General features: G+C 60.7%; 19 protein-coding genes. 7 read left to right on the top strand and 12 right to left on the bottom strand.

What is annotated here, in order from left to right:
• The first annotated feature begins 77 nt into the window (after positions 1-77).
• Positions 78-650 (top strand): cytochrome b, encoded by a 573-nt coding sequence (locus tag FFH90_RS18010; protein ID WP_026286689.1) that lies wholly within the window; start codon positions 78-80, stop codon positions 648-650.
• 83 nt (positions 651-733) lie between these two features.
• Here FFH90_RS18010 and FFH90_RS18005 read toward each other — a convergent pair whose 3' ends face one another.
• Positions 734-2542 carry a monovalent cation:proton antiporter-2 (CPA2) family protein gene (locus tag FFH90_RS18005; RefSeq protein ID WP_018929739.1) on the bottom strand — a complete coding sequence of 603 codons (1809 nt, stop codon included), beginning with the start codon at positions 2540-2542 and terminating at the stop codon, positions 734-736.
• Positions 2543-2735: 193 nt separating this feature from the next.
• On the opposite strand from FFH90_RS18005, the gene FFH90_RS18000 reads away from it, so the two are divergent.
• The gene (locus FFH90_RS18000) at positions 2736-3650 is read left to right on the top strand and encodes a LysR family transcriptional regulator (RefSeq protein ID WP_018929738.1); all 915 of its coding nucleotides are present in this window, start codon (positions 2736-2738) and stop codon (positions 3648-3650) included.
• On the opposite strand, the gene FFH90_RS17995 is transcribed toward FFH90_RS18000, so the two are convergent.
• The 3 genes from FFH90_RS17995 to FFH90_RS17985 form a co-directional block, all read right to left on the bottom strand.
• Entirely contained in the window at positions 3640-4416 is a 777-nt protein-coding gene (locus FFH90_RS17995) for a substrate-binding domain-containing protein (protein WP_018929737.1), read from the bottom strand. The two genes, FFH90_RS18000 and FFH90_RS17995, sit on opposite strands and share 11 nt — an antisense overlap.
• A gap of 32 nt (positions 4417-4448) precedes the next feature.
• On the bottom strand, positions 4449-5741 hold the full coding sequence (locus FFH90_RS17990) for an MFS transporter (protein WP_018929736.1): 1293 nt from the start codon (positions 5739-5741) through the stop codon (positions 4449-4451).
• 171 nt (positions 5742-5912) lie between these two features.
• On the bottom strand, positions 5913-6986 hold the full coding sequence (locus FFH90_RS17985) for a sensor domain-containing diguanylate cyclase (protein ID WP_018929735.1): 1074 nt from the start codon (positions 6984-6986) through the stop codon (positions 5913-5915).
• 165 nt (positions 6987-7151) lie between these two features.
• Between FFH90_RS17985 and FFH90_RS17980 the strand changes: the two genes are divergently transcribed.
• The 3 genes from FFH90_RS17980 to dmeF all read left to right on the top strand — a co-directional run bounded on the left by FFH90_RS17980 (position 7152) and on the right by dmeF (position 9019).
• Positions 7152-7490, top strand: a complete 339-nt coding sequence (locus FFH90_RS17980; RefSeq protein WP_018929733.1) for an FKBP-type peptidyl-prolyl cis-trans isomerase — start codon at positions 7152-7154, stop codon at positions 7488-7490.
• Between the two features lie 315 nt (positions 7491-7805).
• Complete coding sequence (locus FFH90_RS17975; RefSeq protein ID WP_019648873.1) at positions 7806-8081, top strand: metal/formaldehyde-sensitive transcriptional repressor; 276 nt, start codon at positions 7806-7808, stop codon at positions 8079-8081.
• An 11-nt stretch (positions 8082-8092) separates the two neighbouring features.
• A complete protein-coding gene (gene dmeF / locus FFH90_RS17970; protein WP_064618335.1) occupies positions 8093-9019 on the top strand; it encodes a CDF family Co(II)/Ni(II) efflux transporter DmeF in 927 nt (308 codons plus the stop codon).
• Between the two features lie 8 nt (positions 9020-9027).
• Here the strand turns inward: dmeF and FFH90_RS17965 are convergent, their stop codons facing one another.
• Positions 9028-10131, bottom strand: a complete 1104-nt coding sequence (locus FFH90_RS17965; protein WP_138867766.1) for a cytochrome P450 — start codon at positions 10129-10131, stop codon at positions 9028-9030.
• An 81-nt stretch (positions 10132-10212) separates the two neighbouring features.
• On the opposite strand from FFH90_RS17965, the gene FFH90_RS17960 reads away from it, so the two are divergent.
• Entirely contained in the window at positions 10213-10977 is a 765-nt protein-coding gene (locus FFH90_RS17960; RefSeq protein WP_111453480.1) for a helix-turn-helix transcriptional regulator, read from the top strand.
• Here the strand turns inward: FFH90_RS17960 and FFH90_RS17955 are convergent.
• Positions 10974-11582, bottom strand: coding sequence for a LysE family translocator (locus FFH90_RS17955; protein ID WP_138867765.1), 609 nt, complete (start codon positions 11580-11582; stop codon positions 10974-10976). The two genes, FFH90_RS17960 and FFH90_RS17955, sit on opposite strands and share 4 nt — an antisense overlap.
• A gap of 105 nt (positions 11583-11687) precedes the next feature.
• On the opposite strand from FFH90_RS17955, the gene FFH90_RS17950 reads away from it, so the two are divergent.
• Positions 11688-12611 (top strand): LysR substrate-binding domain-containing protein, encoded by a 924-nt coding sequence (locus tag FFH90_RS17950; protein ID WP_138867764.1) that lies wholly within the window; start codon positions 11688-11690, stop codon positions 12609-12611.
• Here the strand turns inward: FFH90_RS17950 and FFH90_RS17945 are convergent.
• From FFH90_RS17945 to FFH90_RS17915, 6 genes are all read right to left on the bottom strand, one after another.
• The gene (locus tag FFH90_RS17945; RefSeq protein ID WP_138867763.1) at positions 12601-12942 is read right to left on the bottom strand and encodes a hypothetical protein; all 342 of its coding nucleotides are present in this window, start codon (positions 12940-12942) and stop codon (positions 12601-12603) included. The genes FFH90_RS17950 and FFH90_RS17945 overlap by 11 nt on opposite strands.
• Positions 12943-13077: 135 nt before the next feature.
• Positions 13078-14097 carry a branched-chain amino acid aminotransferase gene (locus FFH90_RS17940; protein ID WP_018929727.1) on the bottom strand — a complete coding sequence of 340 codons (1020 nt, stop codon included), beginning with the start codon at positions 14095-14097 and terminating at the stop codon, positions 13078-13080.
• Positions 14098-14413: 316 nt separating this feature from the next.
• Positions 14414-15799, bottom strand: a complete 1386-nt coding sequence (gene lpdA / locus FFH90_RS17930) for a dihydrolipoyl dehydrogenase (RefSeq protein WP_064618326.1) — start codon at positions 15797-15799, stop codon at positions 14414-14416.
• A gap of 3 nt (positions 15800-15802) precedes the next feature.
• Positions 15803-17077, bottom strand: coding sequence for a dihydrolipoamide acetyltransferase family protein (locus FFH90_RS17925; RefSeq protein ID WP_138867762.1), 1275 nt, complete (start codon positions 17075-17077; stop codon positions 15803-15805).
• On the bottom strand, positions 17078-18136 hold the full coding sequence (locus tag FFH90_RS17920; protein WP_138867761.1) for an alpha-ketoacid dehydrogenase subunit beta: 1059 nt from the start codon (positions 18134-18136) through the stop codon (positions 17078-17080).
• Between the two features lies 1 nt (position 18137).
• Positions 18138-19373, bottom strand: a complete 1236-nt coding sequence (locus tag FFH90_RS17915; RefSeq protein ID WP_018929723.1) for a 3-methyl-2-oxobutanoate dehydrogenase (2-methylpropanoyl-transferring) subunit alpha — start codon at positions 19371-19373, stop codon at positions 18138-18140.
• Between the last annotated feature and the right edge of the window lie 70 nt (positions 19374-19443).

The following is a 19443-nucleotide window of genomic DNA, read 5'->3' as shown; positions in this document are numbered from 1 at the left end:
CCGGTCGGTTCGACGAAACCGGATCCAGGCTGCACGAAATGAGTCGGCAGCCGCCACCGATCTTCAAGAGGCTCTGTATGACCCGAGATTCAGCAGTACACCGGTATGGAAAACTCTCGATCACCTTGCACTGGCTGATGTTGGCGCTGTTCGTCGGCGTTTATGGCTGCATCGAGATCAAAGGGCTACTGCCCCGTGGAAGTGATTCGAGGGGCCTTTTCCTGGGGCTTCACGGCTTATTCGGATTGAGCATTTTTGCGTTGGTCTGGGTCCGCCTGCTCGGGCGTCTCACGCCCCGGCCACCGATTACCCCGGCCCTGTCAACCTGGCAGACCGGCGTCTCGCACCTAATGCACCTGGCGCTGTATGTGCTGATGATTGCAACACCGCTATTGGCCTGGTTGATGCTGGCCGCCGGTGGCAAGCCAATGCCGTATTTCGATTTCTTCCTGCCGGCGCCGGTGGCGGTTGATCCCGTGCTGGCCAAGCAATTCAAACATTGGCATGAGTGGCTCGGCAGTGCCGGCTACTGGCTGATCGGTTTGCACGCGGCGGCGGGGTTGGTCCATCACTACTGGGTTCGCGACAACACGCTCACGCGCATGCTGCCCAAGGGCTTTGGTGCGGGTGTCAACGAGCGTCAGCGATAAGTTTCCCTGGACGTTCGGGCTGCCTCGAACACTGCGTTATCGTTCATCGCGAGCTTGCTCGCGATGAAGTCATCACTGTCACCTCAAACCTTGCCCGCTTGCTCTTCCAGCTGATCAGATTCAAACAACTTCGCCAGTTCCGCCCGCGCTTCCTGCGCCGTCTGCATCACCTTGGCCGCATCGTCATACACCGCGTGCTGAGCCTCCAGCACCTGTTCGTCGTGATGGGTAAAGCGCTTGATCCGCGCATCCGCCTGGGCTTGGGTCAGCCCCAGTCCAACGAGGGTGCGCCGGGTCATTTCCAGGCTGGAGTAATAGGTCTCCCGCACCGCCTGCGCCCCGACATCCACCAACCGGTGCACATGCTGACGGTTACGGGCACGGGCGATGATCTTGATGTGCGGATACAGCTTGTGCACCACCTCGGCCGTCTTGATGTTGGTGTCCGGATCATCGGTGGCGATCACAAAGAACTCCGCTTGCTCGACCTTGGCCGCGCTGAGGATTTCCGGGCGCATCGGGTCGCCGTAGAACACCGGCACGCCGCCGAAGCTGCGGGACAGTTCGATGGTTTCCACCGAGGTGTCGAGGGCGATGAACTTGATGTTCTGCGCCCGCAGAATCCGCGCCACGATCTGCCCCATACGGCCCATGCCGGCAATGACCACGCGGGGCGTATCGGCGTCGATTTCACGGAACTTCTGTGGCACCTCCACCGGTTGCACCTTGGGTTTGACCAGGCGTGCGCAGGCGAGCAGCAACAGCGGCGTCAGCGCCATCGACAGGGTGATGGTCAACACCAGCAAGTCGTACAGGCGCGGCTCGAACAAGCCCTGGTCCCGACCGATCTTGAACACCACGAAGGCAAACTCACCACCGGCCGCCAGCACGATCCCCAGACGAATCGCATTAACCTTGCCCAACCCTCCGGCCAGTCGACCGACCACAAACAGCAGCGGCAGCTTGATGGCGATCAGCAGCAGGGTCAGCCCCAGCACCACGACCGGCGCACTGAGCAGCAGACTCAAGTTGGCACCCATGCCGACGCTGATGAAAAACAGCCCCAGCAGCAGGCCCTTGAACGGTTCGATCTGCGCTTCCAGTTCGTGACGGTATTCGGAGTCCGCCAGCAGCAAACCGGCGAGGAACGCGCCGAGTGCCATGGACACGCCCACCAGATCCATCAGCCACGCCGTGCCGATCACTACCAGCAATGCGGTGGCGGTGGACACCTCCGGCAGACCAGTCTTGGCCACCACGCGAAACACCGGGCGCAACAGATAACGCCCGCCGATCACCACCACCGCGATGCTGCCCAGCACCCGCAAGCCATGGTTCAAATCTTCGGCCGCGCTGCTGGTGTGATCACCGCCGGCCAGCAACGGCACCATCGCGATCAAAGGGATCGCGGCGATGTCCTGGAACAGTAAAATCGCGAACGCCAACCGCCCATGGGGGCTGGTCAGCTCCTTGCGCTCGGCCAGGCTTTGCAAGCCAAACGCGGTGGACGACAACGCCAGGCCGAGGCCCAACACGATGGCACTGTTCAGGGACTGGCCGAACACGAACAACGCCAGCACACCAATCACCGAACCGGTCAACAGCACCTGCGCAAGGCCCACGCCGAACACCGATTTGCGCATCACCCACAAACGTCGCGGCGACAGCTCGAGGCCGATGATGAACAGCAACAACACCACCCCGAGTTCGGAGATGTGGCTGACGCTTTGTGGATTACCGATCAAACCCAGCACCGACGGCCCGATGATCACCCCGGCAAACAGATAGCCGAGCACCGCCCCCAGTTGCAGGCGCTTGGCCAAGGGAACGGCGAGCACCGCCGCGAACAAAAAGACGACAGCGGCTTGTAACAGGTTGCCTTCATGGGGCATGCGAAACTCCAAAAACTCGATACGGCGGGGGCGATAAGGATAAAGGCTGGAGCCGGATGCGTCAGCCATGAACGAAAATGTTTGGGCCTCGCGATGGCAGTTTTGCAGGCACCCAAGATGTCGTAACATTTAGCATCAATTAGTGACATTCATAGGATAAGCTGATCAATCTGTTCGTTCCCGAGTGCGCACCATGACCATCAACTTCGACCTTAACGATCTGCAAGCCTTTCGCGCCGTGGTGGAGCAGGGCAGCTTTCGCAAGGCTGCGGACACCGTACGCATCTCCCAACCAGCCCTCAGCCGGCGGATCGAAAAGCTCGAAGACGCTCTGGGCGTGAAATTGTTCGAACGCACGACTCGCCGGGTCAGCCTGACTCAGGCCGGGCGTGGTTTCATGCCCAGCGTCGAACGCCTGCTGGATGACCTGGACGTGGCGCTACTGGGCATCAGCGAAGTCGCCTCGACCCGGCTCGGGCATGTCACCGTCGCCTGTGTGCCGTCGGCGGCGTACTACTTCATGCCGCGTGTGATCGCCCACTACCATCGGCAATTTCCGCGGATCAAGGTCAAGGTGCTCGACTCCAGTGCTCACGAGGTATTGAGTGCCGTGGTCAACGGTGAAGCGGACTTCGGCTTGAGCTTCATGGGCACCCTGGAGGCCGAAGTCGAATTCGAGCCGCTGGTGCAGGAAGGTTATGTGGTGGCGTGCAGACGAGATCACCCCCTTGCAGGACGCAGCAGCGTGACATGGGATGAGTTTTATCAGCAGGATTACATCTCGCTGGACAAGACTTCGGGCAATCGCTTTTTGCTGGATCAAGCGCTGGCTGGCGTGGTGCCGCAGCGGCCGAGCATCTGCGAAACCCGTCATGTGACGACCATGATCGGTCTGGTGGAGGCCGGGTTGGGCGTGGCTGCCGTGCCGTTGATGGCGATGCCGGCGGCGGACCACCCGATTCTGACGCGGGTACCGTTGACCGATCCGCAGGTGATGCGCAATGTCGGGTTGATCAAGCGCCGGGGTCGTACGTTAACCCCGGCGGCATTGGCGTTGGAGCGCCTGGTGGTGGAAATGAAAGTCCAGCAACCTTCGGTCAGTGGCTGACTGAGTCCAGCCCCGTCGCTTTTACGTCCGGCTGGGCTGCGCTGGAGGCCAGGTACTCAAGCAGCGCCTTGGCCTCGGCCGGGTGTTGCGCATTGACCGGAATACCGGCGGCGAAACGGGTGACCGATTGCACCGATTCCGGAATTTTCGCCACAAAACTCACCCCAGGCACCGGTAGCAATTCGCTGACCTGCTGGAAGCCCAGTTGATAATCGCCGGTGGCAACCACCGAGCCCACCGGGATTTTCGGGATCATCTTCGATTTGGGTTTGAGCTGGTTTTCGATGCCCAGACGCTTGAACAGTTGATCCTCGATATACACGCCGCTGGCACTGTCGGAGTAGGCGACTGACTTGGCGTCGAGCAGGGTTTTTTTCAGGCCTTCCACCGAGCTGATGTCCGGCTTCGGCGCACCTTCACGCACCACCATGCCGATCCGCGAATCCGCCAGTTCGACCCGTGAAGCGGGATCGACTTTGCCTTGCTTGATCAGGTCGTCGAGGGCATAGCCGACCATGATGACCACGTCGGCTTTCTCACCGCGGGCCAGACGATTGGGAATCGCTTCCGGGGCCTTTCCCATGGATGGACCGAGGGCGGTGTCCAGGGTGTTGCCGCTAGACTCGGCGAATTTCGGACCGAGGATTTTGTAGGCCGCCGTGAAACCACCGGACGTCATTACGCGGATTTCTTCAGCCTGGGCGATCGAACTCAGACCGAGACTGGCCACCAGGGCCAGGGCGGTAAAGTTGAAAAACCTTTTCATCAAATAGCTCTCGCAGTTAGAGGTTGGGTGGTTCACGACACGGCCGGTTGCAGGCGGCCAGAGGCACGGCGATAGAGAAACAGCGTCGCGCACAGGGCACAGAACGCGGCGAAACTCATCCAGTAACCGGGTGCGGCCTTATCGCCGGTGTACTGGATCAGGAAGGTCGATATGGCCGGTGTGAAACCGCCGAACACCGCCGTCGCCAGGCTATAAGCCAAAGAGAAACCTGCGACCCGAACCTCGACCGGCATGATTTCCGTCAGTGCGGCGATCATTGCGCCGTTGTACAAGCCATAAATGAACGACAGCCACAGCAGCACCAACAGCATGTTGATGAAACTCGGTGCTTGCACCAGATAGGTCAGCGCTGGGTAGGCCGTGGCCAACGTCAGCAACGCCATGGCGATCAGTACCGGGCGACGACCGATGCGATCTGAAAGCGCGCCGCCAATCGGCAACCAGAAAAAATTCGAAACGCCCACCAGCAAGGTCACCAACAGCGCATCGGAGGTATTCAGGTGCAGCACGGTTTTGCCGAAGGTCGGCGCGTACACGGTGATCAGATAGAACGCGGTAGTGGTCAGGGCGACCATCATCATCCCGGCGAACACGATGACCCAGTTCTGTCCCAGGGTGCGGAACACGTCGCCCATGCTTGGCCGATGTTTACGGGCGGTGAACTCTTCGGTTTCTTCCAGGTTACGGCGCAGGAAGAAGATGAAAGGCACGATCATGCAGCCGACGAAAAACGGAATCCGCCATCCCCAATCGGCAATCATCGTCGGCGCCATCCATTGGTTCAGACCATAGCCCAAAGCCGCCGCGACGATGATCGCCACTTGCTGGCTCGCGGATTGCCAACTGGTGAAGAAACCTTTGTTGCCGGGAGTGGCGATCTCCGCGAGGTACACCGATACACCGCCCAGTTCCGCACCGGCCGAGAAGCCTTGCAGCAATCGGCCGATCAGCACGATGGCCGGGGCGAATAGCCCGATGGTTTCGTATCCGGGCACCAGCACAATCAGAATCGTACCGCTGGCCATGATCGACAGGGTGACGATCAGCCCTTTGCGGCGCCCCACATCATCGATGTAAGCGCCCAGTATCACGGCGCCCAACGGACGCATCAGGAAGCCCGCGCCGAACACCGCGAACGTCATCATCAGGGACGCAAACTCGCTGCTGGCAGGGAAAAATACGGCAGCGATCTGCGTGGCATAGAAGCCGAAAAGGAAGAAATCGAATTGCTCGAGGAAGTTGCCCGAGGTCACTCGGAAAATCGCACTGGTCCGGGAGCGACCGGAATGGATTGATGCTGTCATTGACGTGTACTCCACCGCTTTTATGACGTGCACTGCCTGGACGCGGTGCACGGTTCTTATTGGGGTGGATAGTGGAGCAGGGACATCGATATGTTAATTGCATAGTTGGTATGTATTGATGCATGAAGCGGATCAATGCTGCCGACCCAGAGACGCGGCGTTTACCCAAGGCTATTCGCTGTGTACGCGTATCGGGCTGATGTTCCCCAACCGATACTGATTATTCCCGCTGCGCTTGGCCTCATACATCGCCAGGTCGGCAATGTGAATCAACCGGTCCATGCTCGGCGCATGGTCCGGGAACACCGCAACCCCAAGGCTGCTGCCGATGTGGCGCTGGTCGTTGCCGATGGTCACCGGCGGTGCGAGTTCGATGAAGATTTTCTGGCAGATGCTGCGGGCTTCGTCTTGCAGGCTGTTGCCTTGGGGAAGTCCTTGGAGGATGACCACGAACTCGTCGCCGCCGATCCGGGCAACGGTGTCGGTTGAACGCAGGATCTTCTTCAGGCGTGTCGCGGTGGTGATCAGCACGCGGTCGCCGGCCGCATGGCCGTAGTGGTCGTTGATCGCCTTGAACCCATTGAGGTCGACAAACACCAGCGCCACCCGCGTGGCGCTGAGGCGGGCGTGTTCCAGGGCAGCGGACAGGCGCTCTTCGAGCACCAGGCGATTGGGCAGGCCGGTCAGCGGGTCGTAATGGGCCAGGTGTTGCAGGTAGCTGGCGGAGGCTTTTTCCTCGGTGATGTCGCGGACCACGCCCATCATCTTGATCGTTGCGTCATGCTCATTCTTGACCACATTGCCGGTCTCCCGCAGCCAGCGGATGCTGCCGTCCGGCCAGACCACGCGGTATTCCTCGTCGTGGTTTTCGCCGGTTTCCAGGCAACGCAATTCACCGGCGCGGACCTTGACCCGGTCGTCCGGGTGCACACAGGAACAGAACAGGGCGTAGGAGGGCGTCACCTCGCCGATCTTGAACCCGAACATCCCATAGATTGCATCCGACCAATAGAGCTTGTCGGTATCAACCTCCCAGTCCCAGGTGCCGATGCGGGCGAAGTATTGGCTGCGCTTGAAGCGCTCGGCGTCGCCTTCCTGGTGGATACTTTGTCCCTCGGTGAGGCTATCGATCAGCGCACGGCACTCGGCCAACTGCTTTTGCAGCGAACGATCGCGCCAAATCAGCGCGACGATCAGGGCAAGGGTCAGCGAGCCGATGGTGACGTCGGTCCAGAGCTGACTCATTGAGGAATTGCGCTCATGGCGTATCGAACCGTGGGGGAGGTGGCGGGTATATTAGTTCACGACCACTGCCGGATACAGAGCGAAACGGTTGCCAATGGCCCGCATTTCTGGGAAAACGGCGCCCATCAAGCCCGTTCGGGCAAGCGCACAGATAGAGTGAATGTAATGAATGATGAGTTGCAGGTAATCGACCTTGAAGTGGGCGACGGCAAAGCCGCCGTCAAAGGCGCGCTGATCACCACCCAATATCGTGGGTGGCTGGAAGACGGCACTGAGTTCGACTCCTCCTACAGCCGGGGCAAGCCTTTCCAATGCGTGATTGGCACCGGGCGGGTAATCAAGGGCTGGGACCAGGGAATCATGGGCATGCAGGTCGGCGGTAAGCGCAAGCTGCTGGTGCCGGCGCACCTGGCCTACGGCGAGCGCTCGATGGGGGCGATTACGCCGAATTCGAATCTGATTTTCGAGATTGAATTGCTGGAAGTGCTGACGCGGGATGATTGATGGGCGAGTGAATTGAAATGATTAACCCCGCTGTTTCTGAGAGGAGAGAGCGGGGTTTTTGCTATCTGTGGCGAGGGGGCTTGCCCCCGTTGGGTTGCGCCGCGACCCTGAAACCTGTGCATGCGGCGTGTCAGGGAATCTCCACTCGCCAGTTTTGCGGCTGCTGCGCACCCGAGCGGGAGCAAGCTCCCTCGCCACAATTCAGCCGCTATTACCGCGATACAAGCCGATGAGCCATGACGCGGTCAACCCGACTTGCCAGCCCCGGCAATATCGGTAACTATGCCCGCCTAAATAGGGGTAGGGGGTATAGGTATGTCGCACATCCACGAACACAAAGACGATTTGCTCAATCGCGTCCGGCGCATTGCCGGTCAGGTCCAGGCGGTGGAGCGGGCGTTGGAGTCCGATGCCGAGTGCGCCAAAACCCTGCACTTGGTTGCGGCAATTCGCGGTGCGGTCAATGGTCTGATGGACCAGTTCATCGACGCCCACGCCCGTGAACATGTGGCACGTCCCGGCCTCAGCGACGAAGCACGCGCCGAAGGCGTGGAAGACTTGTTGCAAGCCATCCGCCGTTACTCGAAATAGAGGCCTGCCCCATGACACTGACACCTCAGGCTTCGCGCTTTACCCACGACCATCTGTTTCTGGGGGCCGCCCACGATGAAAATGCTCGCCGCACGTTGTGGGTGGTGGCGCTGACGTTCGTGATGATGATTGGCGAGATTGCCGCTGGTTATATCACCGGCTCCATGGCGTTACTGGCGGACGGCTTTCATATGGCGACCCACGCCGTGGCCTTGGGCATTGCCGCGGCGGCCTACAGTTTTGCCAGGCGACACGCCAACAATTCGCGCTTCAGCTTCGGTACCGGCAAGGTCGGGGATCTGGCGGCTTTTGCTTCTGCCATGGTGCTGGGCCTGGTGTCGATCGGCATCGCCGGCGAATCGATCCTGCGGCTGTTTCAACCTATCACCGTGGCTTTCACCGAAGCGACGGTGATTGCGGTGGTGGGGCTGGCGGTGAATGTCGTCAGCGCATTGCTGCTGGCAGGCAACCATGGGGATCACGGCCATGATCATCACAACCATAACCACGGTCACCATCATCACGATAACAACCTGCGCTCGGCGTATGTCCATGTGCTGGCCGATGCATTGACGTCGGTACTGGCTATCGCGGCATTGTTGGCCGGGCGCTATTTGGGTTGGGTCTGGCTGGACCCGGTGATAGGCGTCGTCGGAGCCCTTGTTATCGCGAAATGGGCCTATGGCTTGATGCGCGATAGCGCCGCGGTATTGCTCGACGCCACCGACGAGCACGTCGCCGCCGAAATTCGTGAGCTGCTTGAATCGACGGACGATGTCCGCATCAGTGACCTTCATGTCTGGCAAGTTGGGCCCCAGGCGCGAGCCGCAATTGTCAGTGTCGTGGCTACGGCGAGCGTCAGTGCCGACGCCATCCGCGAACGTCTGGCGCCGGTTCATGAGTTGTCTCACCTGACGGTCGAATATCGCAACGCTTGAGGTGTTTTTCAGGCAAAGAGCGGAATGCGCCCGTTAAGGGAAGGGCGGTAGTGCCAGGTCAACCGATCCAAAGCCGGTTTCATTATCAGGATCTGAGTCAGCGTCGCGCGGGCAATGCTCAAGGCCAGCACCTGCCCTGGGCATTGATGACGGCCGGCGCCGAAGGTGAAGCTGCGGCGGTTTGGGCGTTCGAGCAGGAATGTATCGGGATCGTCATTGAGCAGCGGATCACGATTGGCCGAGGCCAGCAGCACCAGAATGACGTCGCCGGGGTTCAGGTTCACGCCGTCGATTTCGCAGGGCGCTGCGACGAAGCGGCGGGTGTTCTGTACCGAAGGATCGAAGCGCTGCACTTCGGCGATCAGGTCGTTGGCTTGAGTTGGGTCGATCTGCGGGTTTCGGCTCAACGCCAGCAGCGCATTGCCGATCAGCCCGGCGGTGGCTTCGTAGGTCTGGGAGAACAGGCCGATCAGGTTGGCGATCAAGGTTTCCGGGGCGGTCGAGGTGGCGAAGCGCAGCCGGATACCGGCGAGCAGGGTGCTTCGATTGTTCGGATTAGCCAGAAGCTCGATGAAATATCCCTTCAGCTGTTCTGCCGCAACATGGGCAGCGTCCAGTTGGGCCTGGTCGCTGAGGGGTGACAGGCAGGCGATGAAGTCAGCGGTCAGCTCGCTGATGGCCCGGCCCTGAGCCGGAGAAAAGCCCAGCAACGTCGCCACTACACAGACCGGCCCGCGAAACATCGCCGCGTACAACCCATCGGCCCCTGGGGTAATCAATCGAGCGCTGACCAGTGAGTTGACTTCGTTCACATCAATCAGCGTCAGCCCCGGCTCAATCGCTGCCCTCGGGCAACGCTGCCGCTCACCCTCGTTCATCCGCATTAGCTGACCGAACACTTTGCCCGCCATGCCCTGAGCAATTGCCTTGGGCACCGGCTCATGCGCCGGCCGCACATGGCAATCCGGATGCGCCAGCACGGCAGCAACCGCTCGGGCGCTGCTGGCCACCCACAGTTTCAGTCCCTGATGAAAAACCAATCCACCCTCGGCACGCAGTTGCGCGTAGTAGGGGTAAGGATCGGCGTGAGTCGCAGCGATGATCGGGTCCATGGGTCGCAGCCTTATCGATGGTTGAAAAGTGTTGCTACTATCTCCAGTCCTAAGGGGCCTTGATTCGTCCGGGAGCGAAATATGAACGCAGAGCAACACGACGTTGGCATCTCTCAAGTGGCCGCAGCGATTGCAGAGCCTGCGCGGACGAAAATCCTCTGCTCGCTGATGGACGGCCACGCCCGTACCAGCACCGAGCTGGCGGCGGTTGCCGAAGTCAGCGCCTCGACCGCCAGCGCACACCTGGCCAAGCTCAAGGAACTGGCGCTGGTGCGTTTGCACGTTCAGGGCCGTCACCGCTATTACAGCCTCGCGGACAAACGCGTGGCCCAGGCACTCGAAGCACTGATGGTGATCGGCCAGAACGCCGTGCCGACATTCAACCCGCGCACCCCGGACCGCCTGCAATTCGCCCGCACCTGCTACGACCACATGGCCGGCACGTTGGCAGTGGTGCTGCATGACCGGATGATCGACGCGGGGTGGTTGCTGCAAACCGATGAGCAGGCTTATCGATTGAGCGACAGTGGTGAAGCGTTGTTCGAAGGATTGGGCATCGACGTCAAAGACCTCGGCACTTTGCGCCGCCGCTTTGCCTGCCCGTGCCTGGACTGGAGCATGCGTCGGCCGCACCTGGGCGGTGCCTTGGGCGCGGCGTTGCTGCAAACGGCGATCAAACGCCAATGGGTGACGCAGGATCTGGACAGTCGGGCGTTGGCGTTGACGGCGGTGGGGCGAAAGGAACTCGGTCACCGGTTCGCCGTTGAACTGCCGATTCAGGGAATGACAGCGCCACTCACGTCCACCGGGAACAGGCGCCGCGCGATCGCCAGTCCTGCGACTTAGCGACTGGCCGAGGCCATGAGCACGCCAAAACCGGCGAAGGTCACGCCCGAAACTTTTGCGGTCAGCCAGGAACCTTTCGGGCTCGACAACCAGCCTTTGGCGGCATTGGCGAGCAAGGCATAGCTGCCATGCACCAGGATCACCAGTACGCCGTAGGAGGCGACCAGCTTGATGAACTGGCTGTAGAAGTGCGCCGAAGTGTCGATGAATTGCGGGAACACCGCCAAAAAGAAAAACACCGCCTTGGGGTTCAGAAGCTGCATCGAAGCCGCTTCAAGGAAGCGATAACCCGGGCTTGAAGGGCGCGTTTCAAGCAGCGTGCTGAAACGATCCGAGCGCCAGCTTTTGTAGCCCAGGTACAACAAATAGGCGGCTCCTGCGTATTTCAATGCGATAAAGGCGTTCGCCGAGGTGCTGAGTATCAGGCCAACACTGGTGGCGCTGATGGCAGCGACCGCAAACGCCCCCGACGCAATTCCCAGAATGCCCGGCACGGCCCCCCTCCAACCGTGGCGCACCGCGTTGGACAGGGTCAGGACCACACCAGGTCCCGGGCTCAAAATGGTCAGGGTGGCGAAGAGTACAAAGAGTCCGTAACTGTTCATGGCTTGCTCCGTCAGGTGGCATTGGCTGCGTGCTGGCAGATTGGCGTGGCGAGGAGGGCGTGACAAACGCTTTAATTACAGCGCATAGGTGACTAAATTAGACGCATGAATCCACTACCGCCTCTTAATGCCGTTCGCGCCTTCGCCGTTGCTGCTCGTCATCAGAGCTTCAGCTTGGCGGCCGAAGAGCTGCATGTCAGCCACAGTGCCGTCAGCCGGCATATCAAATTGCTCGAGGAATACCTGGGGGTGCTGCTGTTTGAGCGGCGTATCCGGCAATCTGTGCTGACGCCGGCCGGCCAGCGCTTTTATGAGCAGGTCAGCGCCGGGCTGTCGCAGATCGCCAATGCCGCCACTGCGCTCAAGCAGCATGCCTCGCTGCCTACCGTGAAGATCAATGTACGTCCGTCCTTCGCCATGCTTTGGCTGACGCCCAGGCTGGCGGATTTCGTTGCGCGGCACCCCGGCATCAAGCCGCAGGTGATCACCCAGACCCAGGCACCCGATCAGGCACGCGACGGGTTCGATATCGTCATTCGCCGTGGTCGTGACGATTGGGCACCGGCGATTGAGGCGCGAGCGCTGTTCGAAGACGAACTGTTGCTGGTCGCGGCCCCTGCGCTGATCGAGCGCCTGCCACTTGAAGACCTCACGTCCCTGAGTCGGCATACGTTACTGACCGCCAAGGCACGCCGTGAAGACTGGCACAATTGGGCCATGCACTTTGGTCAAAGCCAGTCAGCCACTCAGGTCACCCGGCAGTTTGATCACATGCACCTGGTGCTTCAGGCCGCAGTGGATGGACAGGGCGTTGCCCTGTGCCCGACCTCTTTGTTGGGCAGCCATATCTCGAGCGGACGCCTGATCTGCCCGTTACCCGAGTTGCGCATGCCGTTGCCGCGTTATTACTACGGTGTTGCGCCGGACGTGACGGCGCACACGCGGATCTTTGTAGAGTGGTTATTTGCCCGGATCGCTCAGGATGAGCTGAGTTGGCAAACACCTCGTGCCGTGACCGCTACGCCCTGAAATCCCACACAATCTCCACCACCCGCACTGCGAGCACCAGGTAAACCAGACCCAGGATGATCTGGAACGCCGTGTGATACGGCAACCTGGACAGCCGGCGCAAGCCGTCGCTGACACTGAGCAGCATCAACAGTGCTGATATTGCAATCAACCCCCAGCCGGCAAGGTTTGAGGCGAGCATTCCCATGAACAGCTGATGACCGCCGTGCAACGCGTTGGTGCCCGCCGCGAATAGCAGGGCGCACACCAGCAGGTTCTTGATGTTGTCGAACACCTGCGTGGTGAAGTCGGTTTCCAGCAAGGCCAGATACTTTCGCCAGAATTTATCCATGGTTGTGGTGGCACCTGTTGATGGCGGTTGCACGTGGCAAGTCTAGTGGCGTTTTGCACGAAACGCGGGCGAAAAAAAGCCCGGCCTTCAATGTGATGGCCGGGCTTTTGTGTTCAAACGGACTGTGGCGTCAGATCAAACCTTGACGATCCAGCCCGCTGGCGCTTCGATGTCGCCGGTCTGTACACCGGTCAGCTCTTTGTAGAGTTTCTGGGTGACCGGGCCGACTTCGGTTTCGCTGTGGAACACGTGCAGCTTGTCGTTGTAGCTGATGCCGCCGATCGGGGTGATCACCGCGGCAGTACCGCATGCACCGGCTTCCTTGAAGTCGGACAGCTTGTCGATGAACACGTCACCTTCAACCACTTCCAGGCCCAGACGGGTCTTGGCCAGTTCGATCAACGACAGACGGGTGATGCCCGGCAACACCGAAGGGGAATTCGGGGTGACGAACTTGTTGTCGTGGGTGATCCCGAAGAAGTTGGCCGAGCCGACTTCTTCGATTTTGGTGTGGGTCATCGGGTCCAGGTAGATGGCGTCGGCGAAGTGCGCCTTCTTGGCTTGGGAGCCTGGCATCAGGCTGGCGGCGTAGTTGCCACCGACCTTGGCCGCGCCGGTGCCTTGTGGAGCGGCACGGTCGTAGCTGGAGATCTGGAAGTTGTGTGGGGTCAGGCCGCCCTTGAAGTAGGCGCCGACCGGGATGCAGAAGATCGAGAAGATGAACTCGGGTGCGGTACGCACGCCGATGTTGTCACCCACGCCGATCACGAACGGACGCAGGTACAGCGCGCCGCCGGTGCCGTAAGGCGGAATGAAACGCTCGTTGGCGCGGACCACGTCCTTGCACGCTTCGATGAACTGTTCGGTGGACACTTGCGGCATCAGCAGGCGCGCGCAGCTGCGTTGCATGCGGGCGGCGTTCTGGTCCGGGCGGAACAGGTTGATCGAACCGTCCTTGCAACGGTAGGCCTTCAGGCCTTCGAAGCACTGCTGGCCATAGTGAAGGGCAGTCGAGCCTTCGCTGATGTGCAGCACGTTGTCTTCGGTCAGGGTGCCTTTGTCCCACTCGCCATTACGCCAGTGCGACAGATAGCGCTTGTCTGTCTTGATGTAGTCAAAACCCAGCTTGTCCCAATTGATGCTTTCGTTACCCATGACACCCTCTATCACTTAACAACCGTCGAAACGGTTCAAGGCTTCTGACATTTTTCTGGATGGGGACAACAATACTTCATTCCGGGCCTAAATCGCAGCCCGGACTATCGGGTGATTGGCAGATTTCTTAGCCAGCTCATGAAACTTGTCGCCGATCTTTCATCATTCGAAACCCTGTGGCGAGGGAGCTTGCTCCCGTTCCGGTGCGCAGCACTGGTAAAACCGGACACTGCGGTGCATCAGGCAGATCGCAGTGACGCGGTTGGGGCCACTTCGCAGCCCAGCGGGAGCAAGCTCCCTCGCCACAGTTGAGCGGTTACAGATGCAGCGCGTGCCCCAACGCACGCAGCGCCGCTTCCTGCACCGCCTCGCCGAGCGTCGGATGCGCGTGGATGGTGCCGGCGATGTCTTCCAGTCGGGCGCCCATTTCCAGGCTCTGACCGAACGCGGTCGACAACTCCGAAACACCCACACCCACCGCCTGCCAGCCAACAATCAGATGATTGTCACGCCGCGCCACGACCCGAACGAAGCCACTTTTGGACTCCAGTGTCATCGCCCGGCCATTGGCGGCGAACGGGAAGCTGGACACGATGCAGTCCAGCCCCGCAGCCTTGGCCTCGTCCGGGGTCTTGCCGACCACCACCAGTTCCGGGTCGGTGAAACACACGGCGGCAATGGCGGTCGGGTTGAATTCGCGGTGTTTGCCGCTGATCAGTTCGGCAACCATCTCGCCCTGGGCCATGGCCCGGTGGGCGAGCATCGGTTCGCCGCTGAGGTCGCCGATGGCGTAGACGTTGCGCATGCTGGTCTGGCAACGGTTGTCGATCTTGATCGCCGAACCGTTCATGTCCAGGTTCAAGGTTTCGAGGTTCCAGCCCTGGGTGTTGGGTTTGCGACCGACGGCCACCAGCACCTGATCGGTTGCAAGATTCAGGATGTCGCCGTTCGGGTCGCGAACTCGCAGGGAATTTCTTTGTGAATCAAAGCCTTCAACGCTGTGCTTCAAGTAAAGCTTCACATCGAGTTGTTTGAGTGCTTCGTGCACCGGATGGGTCAGTTCGGCATCGTAGGCCGGCAGAATACGATCCTGCGCCTCGACTACGCTGACCTCGGCGCCGAGCTTGCGATAAGCAATCCCCAGCTCCAGACCGATGTAACCGCCACCGACCACAACCAACCGTTTCGGCACGCTTTTCGGCGCCAGGGCTTCGGTGGAGGAGATGATCGGCCCGCCAATCGGCAGCATTGGCAAGTTGACGCTTGTCGAACCGGTGGCCAGCACCAGGTGCTCGCACTGAATCCGCGTGTCGCCGACTTCAACGGTTTTGCCGTCGATCACTTTCGCCCAGCCGTGGATGACCTGGACCTTGTGCTTCTTTAATAGTGCCGAGACGCCAGTGGTCAGGCGATCGACGATGCCGTCCTTCCACTCGACGCTTTTGCCGATGTCCAGGGTCGGCGCCGATACGCTGATGCCCAGCGCCGAGTATTGGCTGTGGTGCTGTGTCTGATGGAACTGTTCGGCGACGTGAATCAACGCCTTGGACGGAATGCAGCCGATGTTCAGGCAGGTGCCGCCCAACGATTGGCCTTCCACCAGAATGGTCGAAATGCCCAATTGACCGGCACGGATCGCCGTCACATAGCCGCCAGGGCCGCCGCCGATGATCAGCAGCGTAGTATTTAGAGTCTGTTGCATTCCTTACTCCACAAACAGCGTTGCGGGTTGTTCGAGCAAGCCACGAATGGCCTGGATGAAGAGCGCCGCGTCCATGCCATCGACCACGCGGTGATCGAAGGAGCTGGAGAGGTTCATCATCTTGCGGATCACGATCTGGCCTTTGATCACCATTGGTCGCTCGACGATTTTGTTCACGCCGACGATCGCCACTTCTGGCAGGTTCAGCACCGGCGTGCTGACGATGCCGCCCAGGGCGCCGAGGCTGGTCAGCGTGATGGTCGAGCCGGACAGCTCATCGCGGCTGGCCTTGCCAGTGCGTGCGGCAGTTGCCAGGCGGGAGATTTCCGCGGCGTTGTCCCACAGGCTGCGGGCTTCGGCGTGACGCACCACCGGCACCATCAAACCGATGTCGGCTTGCGTGGCGACGCCCACATGCACCGCGCCGAGGCGGGTGATGACCTGGGCCTCGTCGTCGTAACGGGCGTTGATCTGCGGGAAGTCGCGCAGGGCCACGACCAGGGCGCGCACCAGGAACGGCAGCAAGGTCAGCTTGCCACGGGTCGCGCCGTGTTTTTCGTTCAGGTGCGCACGCAGCTCTTCGACGGCGGTGACGTCGATTTCTTCGACGTAACTGAAGTGGGCGGCACGCTGGGTGGCGTCCTGCATACGCTGGGCGATCTTGCGGCGCATGCCGATCACCGGGATTTGCTGTTCGTCGTTGCGCTGGGCGTAAGCGGCGGTGGCCGTCGATGCGTTCGACTGACCCTGAGCCAGATAAGCCTCGAGGTCTTCGTGCAGAATCCGCCCGGCAGGGCCGCTGCCACGCACCAGTCGCAATTGAATGCCAAGGTCCAGCGCATGCTTGCGCACGGCCGGGGAGGCCAGCGGACGTTCGTCGGCTTCACGCGCGACCATCGGTCCTTGGCAAGCGGCAGCCGGACGCGGGGCCGCTGCAGCCGGTGTGCTTTCTACGACGGCTTCAACTTTCGGCGCCGCCACAGGTGCTTCTTTAACAACAGCCGCTGGCGCAGTCGATTCCTTAACGTTACCCGCGCCTTCGACTTCAATGCTGATCAGCACGCTGCCGACCGCCATGACTTCGCCCGGCTGTCCGCCCAGTGCAATCACCTTGCCGTTCACCGGCGAGGGGATGTCGACCATCGCCTTGTCGGTCATGACATCGGCCAGCACCTGATCTTCGACGACCATGTCGCCGACCTTGACGTGCCACTGAGACAATTCAACTTCTGCAATGCCTTCGCCAATGTCCGGCATTTTAATAACGTGCGTGCCCATTCAGACCTCCATAACCCGATGCAAAGCCGCGCCCACACGGGACGGACCAGGGAAATACGCCCACTCTTGCGCGTGCGGGTAGGGGGTGTCCCAACCGGTCACGCGCTCGATTGGCGCTTCCAGGTAGTGGAAGCAATGCTCTTGCACCAGCGCGACCAGCTCGGCGCCGAATCCGCAGGTACGGGTCGCTTCGTGAACAACTACGCAGCGTCCGGTTTTCTTCACCGACTTGACGATGGTTTCCAGGTCCAGCGGCCACAGGCTGCGCAGGTCGATGACTTCGGCGTCGATGCCGGTTTCTTCAGCGGCGACTTGCGACACATAAACCGTGGTGCCGTAGGTCAGGATGGTCACGTCTTTGCCCGGACGGGTGATGGCGGCAACGTCCAGCGGTACGGTGTAGTAACCGTCCGGCACTTGCGCGGCGGGGTGTTTCGACCACGGGGTTACCGGGCGGTCGTGGTGGCCGTCGAACGGGCCGTTGTACAGGCGTTTTGGCTCGAGGAAGATCACCGGGTCATCGTTTTCGATGGAGGCGATCAGCAGGCCTTTGGCGTCGTAAGGGTTGGATGGCATGACGGTGCGCAAGCCGCAGACCTGGGTGAACATCGCCTCGATGCTCTGGCTGTGAGTCTGGCCGCCGTAGATGCCGCCGCCGCAGGGCATGCGCAGGGTCATCGGCGCGGTGAACTCGCCGGCCGAGCGATAACGCAAGCGCGCCGCTTCGGAAATGATCTGGTCCGACGCCGGGTACACGTAATCGGCGAACTGGATCTCGGCCACCGGCCGCAAACCGTAAGCACCCATGCCCACGGCGACGCCGACGATGCCGCTTTCGGAGATCGGTGCATCGAATACGCGGGAGGTGCCGTACTTGTTCTGCAGCCCTTCGGTGCAACGGAATACGCCGCCGAAGTAGCCCACGTCCTGGCCGAACACCACGACGTTGTCGTCACGCTCAAGCATCACATCCATGGCCGAGCGCAGGGCCTGGATCATGGTCATGGTGGTCGTGGTCATGGCGGTTTCCAACTGAATATTATTGTTGTGATCGTTCATGTCAGATCCCCAACTCCTGACGCTGGCGCTTCAAGTGCTCCGGCATCTCTTTGTAGACGTCTTCGAACATGGTCGCGGCGCTCGGAATCTGGCCGCCGGCGAGGGTGCCGTACTGCTCGGCTTCTTTCTGCGCGGCGATCACTTCGGCTTCCAGTTCGGCGCTGACAGCGGCGTGTTCCTCCTCGGACCACTGACCGATTTTGATCAGGTGCTGCTTGAGGCGAGCAATCGGGTCACCCAACGGGAAGTGACTCCAGTCGTCGGCAGGACGGTATTTGGAAGGATCATCGGAGGTCGAGTGCGGGCCGGCGCGGTAGGTGACCCATTCGATCATGGTCGGGCCGAGGTTGCGCCGCGCGCGTTCGGCAGCCCAGGCGGATGCAGCGTAGACCGCGTAGAAATCGTTGCCATCGACCCGCAGGGAGGCGATGCCGCAACCGACGCCGCGTCCGGCAAAGGTGGTGGCTTCACCGCCGGCAATCGCCTGGAATGTCGAGATCGCCCACTGGTTGTTGACCACGTTGAGGATCACCGGCGCACGGTACACGTGGGCGAAGGTGAGGGCGGTGTGGAAGTCCGATTCAGCAGTGGCACCGTCGCCGATCCACGCCGAGGCGATTTTGGTGTCGCCCTTGATCGCCGAGGCCATGCCCCAGCCCACCGCCTGGACGAATTGGGTGGCGAGGTTGCCGGAAATGGTGAAGAAACCGGCTTCCTTGACCGAGTACATGATCGGCAGCTGACGGCCCTTGAGCGGATCGCGCTCGTTGGACAGCAGTTGGCAGATCAGGTCCACCAGCGGCACTTCGCGAGCCATCAGGATGCTTTGCTGACGGTAGGTGGGGAAGCACATGTCGTCGATGTTCAGGGCCAGGGCCTGGGCGCTGCCGATGGCTTCTTCGCCGAGGCTCTGCATGTAGAACGACATTTTTTTCTGGCGCTGGGCGACCACCATGCGGTTGTCGTAGATCCGTGTCTTGAGCATGGCGCGCATGCCTTTACGCAGGATCTCGACGGGTACGCCTTCAGCCCATGGGCCGAGGGCATTGCCCTGGTCGTCGAGCACGCGAATCAGGCCTTTGGCCAGATCAGCGGTATCGGCCGGTTCTACGTCGATTGGGGGTTTGCGCACCGTGCCGGCATCGGTCAGATGCAGGTAGGAGAAGTCGGTTTTGCAGCCGGGACGGCCCGAAGGTTCGGGAACGTGCAGGCGCAGCGGTTCGTACGCTTGGTTCATGGCTTCTACGCTCGATCTTGTGAATTTCTTGTAGTGAGCTGGCAGTCATTCTTCGGTAAAAGAGTTCTTG

The organism is Pseudomonas sp. ATCC 43928 (genome assembly GCF_005938665.2).
Classification (GTDB): domain Bacteria; phylum Pseudomonadota; class Gammaproteobacteria; order Pseudomonadales; family Pseudomonadaceae; genus Aquipseudomonas.
This window is presented reverse-complemented; position numbering and strand designations above follow the sequence as displayed.